This is a genomic window from Methylibium sp., assembly GCF_031393925.1.
Lineage (GTDB): Bacteria > Pseudomonadota > Gammaproteobacteria > Burkholderiales > Burkholderiaceae_C > Methylibium.
The window spans coordinates 26,615-34,353 of record NZ_JANMWL010000074.1 but is presented as its reverse complement, the minus strand read 5'-3'; the positions used below and the strand labels follow the sequence as shown (position 1 = coordinate 34,353).

Annotated in this window: 7 protein-coding genes; all 7 read right to left on the bottom strand. The window is 71.0% G+C overall.

What is annotated here, in order from left to right:
- Window positions 1-230: 230 nt before the first annotated feature.
- The 7 genes from dnaG to lpxK all read right to left on the bottom strand — a co-directional run bounded on the left by dnaG (window position 231) and on the right by lpxK (window position 7,679).
- Window positions 231-1,940, bottom strand: coding sequence for a DNA primase (dnaG, locus tag RMO12_RS04975; protein ID WP_309626576.1), 1,710 nt, complete (start codon window positions 1,938-1,940; stop codon window positions 231-233).
- 56 nt (window positions 1,941-1,996) lie between these two features.
- Complete coding sequence (locus RMO12_RS04970) at window positions 1,997-3,787, bottom strand: gamma-glutamyltransferase family protein (RefSeq protein ID WP_309638430.1); 1,791 nt, start codon at window positions 3,785-3,787, stop codon at window positions 1,997-1,999.
- Between the two features lie 4 nt (window positions 3,788-3,791).
- A complete protein-coding gene (locus RMO12_RS04965; RefSeq protein WP_309626578.1) occupies window positions 3,792-4,550 on the bottom strand; it encodes a 3-hydroxyacyl-CoA dehydrogenase in 759 nt (252 codons plus the stop codon).
- Window positions 4,551-4,639: 89 nt separating this feature from the next.
- On the bottom strand, window positions 4,640-5,293 hold the full coding sequence (gene adk / locus RMO12_RS04960; RefSeq protein ID WP_309626579.1) for an adenylate kinase: 654 nt from the start codon (window positions 5,291-5,293) through the stop codon (window positions 4,640-4,642).
- Between the two features lie 176 nt (window positions 5,294-5,469).
- Window positions 5,470-6,240 carry a 3-deoxy-manno-octulosonate cytidylyltransferase gene (gene kdsB / locus RMO12_RS04955; protein WP_309638429.1) on the bottom strand — a complete coding sequence of 257 codons (771 nt, stop codon included), beginning with the start codon at window positions 6,238-6,240 and terminating at the stop codon, window positions 5,470-5,472.
- A gap of 231 nt (window positions 6,241-6,471) precedes the next feature.
- Window positions 6,472-6,675: a Trm112 family protein gene (locus tag RMO12_RS04950; protein WP_309626581.1), complete on the bottom strand. Its 204-nt coding sequence runs from the start codon at window positions 6,673-6,675 to the stop codon at window positions 6,472-6,474.
- Between the two features lie 2 nt (window positions 6,676-6,677).
- A complete protein-coding gene (gene lpxK / locus RMO12_RS04945) occupies window positions 6,678-7,679 on the bottom strand; it encodes a tetraacyldisaccharide 4'-kinase (RefSeq protein ID WP_309638428.1) in 1,002 nt (333 codons plus the stop codon).
- Between the last annotated feature and the right edge of the window lie 60 nt (window positions 7,680-7,739).

Here is a 7,739-nt window from a genome sequence, read left to right as displayed (position 1 = left end):
GGCAGATGGGCCACCGCACGCCGATCACAAGGGGGGTGAAGGCTGGCAGTCATCGCGACGTCGGCGGGCAAGCTCGCGTGAGCCTCCGGTAGGTGCAGCCCTTGCGGGTGAGGGTGGCCTTTGAACCCCGTTCTGGGGTGGCCGGGGCCCGGAGGTGCTGCGCTCACTCTTGCCGCTTCGACAAACCGGAGATTATCGTCGAAGCGAGCACTTCCGTCAAAGACGCCGGGCTACACCCTGCCCAGGGCGCGGTAGGCGGCGGCGGTGAGGTCGGCGCTGGCGAGCTGCGTCATGGTGGCGCGCAGGTCATCGAGCAGAGGCTCCACCTCCACATCCAGGGTTTCGATCAGCGCGGCGGCCTGTGCGCCCCAGGGTTCGGCGAGCAACGGCTCGCGCAACACCGACCAGGGCTGCGGCCCCTGGTCGTGCAGGCGGCGGTCCAGCCAGCGAAACAGCTCGCCGTGCCAGTCGGGGCGTTCGCACAGCAGCTCATGCTCGGCCGTGCCGAGCTCGCCCCACCACTGGCAATGCAGCAACAGCAAGCGCGCGGCGTTGTCCTCAGGGCGGCGCATCACCGTGCGGGCCGGGCGGCGGGGCGGTGGTCGCGGCACGCCGGGCGCGGGCACGGGACGAGCGGCGCGAACGCCCCACAGGTCAGCCAGGTCGGCCAGCGGCAACTGCCCGAGCGCGGTCAACTCACCGAGCAAAGACCGCTTGAGCGCACCGTCGGGGAGCGCCTGCCACAGCGGCTTGGCGGTGGCGAGCAGCCGCGCGCGGCCCTCGGCAGTGGTGATGTCCGTGCCCTCCCGCGCCGCTTCGATGAGCTGACGCGACAGCGGCACTGCCTGCTCGACGCAGGCCTCGAAGGCCTGCGTCCCATGCTCACGCACATAGGAATCCGGATCGTGCTCGGGGGGCAGAAACAGGAACTTGATGCTGCGCGTGTCGCTCGCGTGCGCCAGCGCGGCTTCGAGTGCGCGGCCGGCCGCGCGCCGGCCGGCCGCGTCGCCGTCGAAGCTGAAGACGATGCGGTCGGTAAAGCGCAGCAGCTTCTTCACATGCTCCTCGCCGCACGCGGTGCCCAAGGTCGCGACCGCGTTCGGGAAGCCCAGCTGCGCCAGCGCCACCACGTCCATGTAGCCCTCGACGACCAGCGCATAGCCGCGCTCACGCAGCGCGTGGCGCGCTTCGAACAGACCATAGAGCTCACGCCCCTTGACGAACACCGGCGTCTCGGGCGAGTTGAGGTATTTGGGCTCGCCCGTGTCGAGCACGCGCCCGCCGAAGCCGATGACCTCGCCCTGCACCGAGCGGATCGGAAACATGATGCGGTCGCGAAAGCGGTCGTAGCGCTTTTGTTCCGCGCCGTCTTCGCCCTGCACGATCACCAGGCCGGCCTCGGCCAGCAGCGGGTCGTCGTAGCGCGCGAAGGCACTCGCCAGGCCGCGCCAGCCCTCGGGGGCGTAGCCCATGCCGAAGCGCGCGGCGATCTCGCCGCTGAGGCCCCGGCGCTTGAGGTAGGCGATGGCCCGATCGTTCACCTTGAGCTGCTTGCGCCAGTGTTCGCCGGCCTGGGCCAGCACCTCGTTCAGCGTGGCCTGGCGCGCCTTGGCCGCCTTGGCATGCTCGCGCTCCTCAGGCGTGCTGTCGTCCTCGGGCACGGTCATGCCGACCTGTTGAGCCAGGTCGCGCACCGCGTCCATGAAGCCCATGCCGCCATGCTCCATCAGGAAGCCGATGGCGTTGCCATGCGCGCCGCAGCCGAAGCAGTGGTAGGTCTGACGGGTCGGGCTGACGATGAAGCTCGGCGACTTCTCGCCATGGAAAGGGCACAGCCCCTTGAGGTTGATGCCCGCCTTCTTCAGCTGCACATGGCGGCCGACCACCTCGGCGACGTCGGCGCGCGCAAGCAGATCCTGGATGAAGTGCTGGGGGATCACGCGGCGAGTCTATAGAACTGGTCGGGCGCGACCGGTGCGAAAACGCCCGCGACGCTTCAGCGCCCGGCAGCGACGCCCTCGCGACGCGGGTCGGCGCCGGCCTGCCAGCCCGTGGCCTCGCGGCGCAGCAGGTGCGCTCCGCTGGTGAGCGCCGTCTCCACGACGCTGTGGCCCCGCGCGCGCAGCTCCGCCACGTCGGTGCGTGAAAAGCGGCCCGCTTCGAGCAGCGTGGGGCCGGTGAGGGCGCCGAAGTTGGGCAGCGCCACGGCGGCTTGCACGTCCAAGCCCCAGGCGAGCGTGGCCCAGAGCGTCTTGGCGACATAGAGGGGTATCGGCACGCCGCCCGGCGACCCGGCCACCAGCACCAGCCGCACCGGGGCGCGCGCCGCATGCTCGAACGCGAAGGTCGGCGCCATGCTCGAGCGCGGTCGCTTGCCGGGCTCGGCGCGGTTGGCTGCGGTAGCGCCGTCGGCCGTGCGCGGCGCGAAGCTGAAGTCGGTGAGCTGGTTGTTGAGCAGGAAACCGCCGGCCAGGCCGACGCCGCGGTTGACCATCAACCGGGCGCCGAACTGCGCTTCGATGGACGAGGTGAGCGCGACCGCGTTGCCGGCGGCATCGACGATCGACAAGTGCGTGGTGGCCGGCAGTTCTGCGCTGAGGGCGCGCACCGCGCCCGGCTCGGCCGCGCTGCGACCCGGCTGGCCTGGCGCCGCCTCGCGTAAGGCGTTCGGGCCGATGAGCCGGGCGCGCGCATCGAGGTAATCGGCATCGAGCAGGCTGTCCCAGCGCCCGAGCGGCGCGGTACTGCGGTCGGGGTCGGCAACGTGGTGCTCGCGGTCGGCATAGGCCAGCCGTGCGGCCTGGCTGAAGCGATGCACGAAATCCGCGCTCGGCGTGTCTTGTGAATGCTCGGGTCCGCGCGCCGGCAGCCGCTCGAGCACGCCGAGGATCTGGCCCACCACCAGCGCGCCGGACGACGGCGGCGGCATGCCGCAGATGCGAAAGCGCCGCCAGTCGTGGCACAGCGGCTCGCGCTCGAGGGCGCGGTAGGCGGCCAGGTCAGCGACCGCGAGTCGACCCGGGTTGTCGGCGTGGCCGCGCACCGCGTTGACGATCGCCACGGCGACCGGCCCTTCGTACAAGGCGCTCGCGCCCTGACGTGCGATCAGGCGCAGCAGCGCTGCGTACTCGGGGTTGCGCAGGCGGCTGCCGACGGCCACGGCGCTGCCGTCCGCGCGGTAGTAGAGCGCGCGCGCCAGCGGATCGCGGCGCAGCGCGGCGTCGCCCTCGAGCAGCAAGGCAAGCCGCGGCCCGACCGCAAAGCCGTCTTCGGCCAGCGTGATCGCCGGCTCGAACAGGCGCGCCCACGGCAGTCGGCCATGCGCGCGATGAGCCAGTTCGAGCATGCGCAAGAGCCCGGGCACGCCGACCGCGCGGCCGCCGATGGCAGCGGCGGCAAACGCCAGCGGCGCGGCCCTCTCGTCGAGAAAGAGCGTGTCGTCGACGGACGCCGGGGCCGTTTCGCGGCCGTCGTAGGCGCGCACGCGCGCGCCGTCCCAGTGCAGCAGGAAGGCGCCGCCGCCGATGCCGCTGGACTGTGGCTCCACCAGTCCCAGCACCATCTGCGCGGCCACCGCGGCGTCAAGTGCGGAGCCGCCCTCGCGCAGCATGCGCGCGCCGGCCTCGGCCGCCAGCGGATGCGCCGCCACCACCGCTTCGCGCGTGAAGTGGCCGAGCGCCTTGTCGCTGACGCCGCTGGCGCCCTCGGGTTGCAGCGCCGGACCGAGCGGCGCGCTGGCGCTGCAGGCGGCCAGCGCCAGCGCGAACGCCGCGAAGGCGAAGCGCACCGTTTCAGCGCGGTGCGAGGCGGATGGCGCCGTCCAGGCGGATCACTTCGCCGTTGAGCATCTCGTTGGTGACGATCTGATGCACCAGCTTGGCGTAGTCGGCCGGGGTGCCCAAGCGCGACGGGAAGGGCACACTGGCGGCGAGCGCGTCCTGCACCTCCTGCGGCATGCCGAACAACATGGGCGTGCCGAAGATACCCGGCGCGATCGTCATGTTGCGGATGCCACTCCTTGCGAGATCGCGTGCGATCGGCAGCGTCATGCCGACCACGCCGCCCTTGCTTGCCGCGTAGGCGGCTTGGCCGATCTGGCCGTCGTAGGCGGCCACCGATGCGGTGGAGATGAGCACGCCGCGCTCGCCGGTCGCTTCGGGTGTGTTGCGGCTCATGGCCTCGGCAGCGAGTCGGATCATGTTGAAGCTGCCGACCAGGTTGACCATGATGGTCTTGGTGTAGACCGCCAGCGGGTGCGCGCCTTCCTTGCCGACGGTCTTGACCGCCGGTGCGATGCCGGCGCAGTTGACCAGGCCCATCAGCTTGCCGAGCGCTACTGCCTTGGCGACGACAGCCTGCCCGTCGGCTTCGCTCGACACGTCGCATTTGACGAAGACGCCGCCGAGCTCCCTGGCGACAGCCTCGCCCTTGTCGGCCTGCAGATCTGCGACCACGACGGTCGCGCCCTCGCGGGCCAGCATGCGAGCCGTGCCTTCGCCCAGGCCCGACGCGCCGCCGGTAACGATGAAGACCTTGCCTGCGATGTCCATGGAGTGCTCCTTGTCGTGGACGGGGGTGAAAAAGGAAAAGGGCCGCCCAGGCGGCCCTCGTGTACGTCGTCTACGGCGCGAAAGCGCTCTCAGCTCAGCGCGGCCAGCGCACGCGCGCTGATGTCCTCGACGCTGCCCTGCCCTGCGATCTTGCGGTAGCGCGGTGCGCCGGTGTCGCCGGTGGCGGCCCACTGGGCGTAATAGTCGACCAGCGGTCGCGTCTGACTCTGGTAAACCTGTAGACGCTTGAGCACCGTGGCCTCCTGGTCGTCGTCGCGCTGGATCAGTGGCTCGCCGGTCGCATCGTCAATGCCGGGCGTCTTGGGCGGATTGAACTCGAGGTGATAGGTTCGGCCCGAAGCCACATGCACGCGACGACCGCTCATGCGCTCGATGATGGCCTCGTCAGGGACGTCGATCTCGAGCACGATGTCGAGCTTGACGCCGGCCGCCTTCATGGCCTCGGCCTGCGGAATGGTGCGAGGGAAGCCGTCGAACAGGAAGCCCTTGGCGCAGTCGGGCTGCGCCAGGCGCTCTTTCACCAGGCCGATGATGATGTCGTCGCCGACCAGGGCGCCGCTGTCCATCACCTTCTTGGCCGCGATGCCCAGCGGTGTGCCGGCCTTGACGGCGGCTCGCAACATGTCGCCGGTCGAGATTTGCGGGATGCCAAAGCGCTGGCAGATGAACGTGGCCTGGGTGCCCTTGCCGGCGCCGGGTGCGCCCAACAGGATCAATCTCATCGCGGATCCTCGTCGTTCTTGTCGGTGGCCGCAACGCTTGGCGCCTGCGACCTGCCTATCGGTGCCGTGCGGCACTTAAAATGAGAATAACACGCAGCCCTTGTCCGAACGGGCCCGCGCGAGTGTCGCTTCGCCTGCGCTCGCAGTCGCGATTTGTCGCGTGATTTGCGAAGCGCTCAGCCGCTGGCGCCGAGGATCGCGCGCACGCGCTGCAGGTCCTCGGGCGTGTCCACGCCCGGGCCTGGCCGCAGCAGGCTCACATGCACGGCAATGCGCTCGCCGTGCCAAAGCACGCGCAATTGTTCAAGCGATTCAATCGCTTCGATCGGCGCGGGCGCGAGCGTTGGGTAGCGTTGCAGGAAGGCGGCGCGATAGGCATACAGCCCGATATGGCGCAGCGGTGGCGGCTCGCTCAGGCGCACGCCGACGCCCAGGCCTGCGGCATAGCCGTCGCGCCACCAGGGCAGCGGCGCGCGCGAAAAGAAGAGGGCGCGTCCCTCAGCGTCGCACACCACCTTGACGACGTTCGGATTGCTGAACTCGGCTACGTCGTCGATCGCATGCGCGGCCGTGCTCATGGCGCAATCGGGGCGGGCGGCCAGCAGCGCGGCGCAGGCATTGATCAACGCCGGCTCGATCAGCGGCTCGTCGCCCTGCACGTTGACCACGATGGCGTCGCCGTGCAGCTCGAGCAAGCTGCAGGCCTCGGCGAGGCGGTCGCTGCCGGTGGCGTGGTCGGTGCGCGTGAGCAGCGCCGCTACGCCGTGGGCGCGGCAGGCTTCGACGATGCGCGCGTTGTCGGCTGCGACCACCACCGCGCTCGCTTCGCTGCGCGCGGCGCGGCGCGCCACATGCACGACCATCGGCAGCCCGGCGATATCGGCCAGCGGCTTGTCGGCGAGTCGCGTGGAGGCAAGGCGCGCCGGGATCAGGACCGTGAAGCTCATGAATGATCCCTTCGCGCTGCGCGGTGTCGCGCCGGGCCGGAGCATTCGCCAAGGGCCACAACAGCGGCCCCTCCACGGCCTTGGCGGCCGTGCGGGCTCATCGGGGAACCCTTCGCGCTGCGCGCTGTTCCGCCGAGCGGGAGTTTTCGCCCTTCGGGCGGCCGTGCGGGCTCATCAGGCTAGCTTCGTGCTGCGCACTCAGGTACTGGCACTTCGGGCGGCCGCGCGGCCTCATGGGCCCGCGGTCAGCGGCGACGTCGGCGGTGCGGCGTCCTCGAGCGCGCGCGCTTCGCTTTCCAGCATCACCGGGATGCCGTCGCGCACGGGAAAGGCCAGCCGGTCGGCGGCGCAGTGCAGTTCCTGCGCTTCGCGCGCGTGCGTGAGCGGGCCTTTGCAGATCGGGCAGACCAGCAGATCCATCAAGCGGGTGTCCATGCTTATCCTTCGCGGCGCGGGGCCGCCGGCAGTGCCGCGAGTGCGGCATCGAGCGCGGCAAACAGGGCCGGCTCCGGAGTGAAGTCTAGCGGCGCCACCCACACGACCAGGCCCGGTCGCTCGCGTGCCATGCGCTCGGGCACCAGCTTGACGGCATCCTTTTCCGTCACCACGACGTCGCGTGCATCGGCCGGCCATGGCAGCGGCACGAAGTCGGCGTGATCGCCGAGCGGCAGGGGCTCGATCGTCAGCCCGGCGGCTCGCAACGGCTCGAAGAAACGCTCGGGTTGTGCAATGCCGGCGCACGCGATCACGCGCTTGCAGCGCAGCGCCTGCAAAGCATCGACGCGGGCCGGCTGGCCTTGCCACCAGGCGGCGAGTTCGACCACGCCGGCCAGGCGCCGCCGCGAAAGAAAGCCGGGCAGAGCGGTACTCGGCGCGTCGGCGTTGTAGAGCACCAGCGTGCGACGCGCGCTGCTCGTTGCTTCGATCGGCTCACGCAGCGGACCGGCCGGCAGCAGCCAGCCGTTGCCGGCGCCGCGCGCGTCGAACACCACCAGCTCGATGTCGCGCGCCAAGCGTAGGTGCTGCAGCCCGTCGTCGGCCACCACGATGTCGACGTGGGGGTGAGCGGCGATCAGCGCGCGGGCCGCCGCGGCGCGGTCGCGGCCGGCCATCACCGGCACGCCGCTGCGCAGGTGGATCAACAGCGGCTCATCGCCCACCGCGGTGGCGGGCGTGATGCGGCGCACCGCCTGGACCCCGGCCCCGCTGCCGCCATGACCGCGCGACACGACGCCAGGGCACCAGCCGCGTGCCTGCAGGTGGGCCAGTACGGCGAGCACGGTCGGTGTCTTGCCGGCGCCGCCGACGATGCGGTTGCCCACCACCACCAGCGGAGGGTCGATGTGTTCTTGCCTCGGCCAGCCCGAGCGGTACGCGGCGCGGCGCAGGGCCACGTACACGCCGTAGAGCAGCGACAGTGGCCACAGTGCGCAGGCCAAACCTGCGCGGGCCAGCCAAGCGCGTGTTAGCGCTGCTTCAAGCCGCGCGCGCCACCGCGC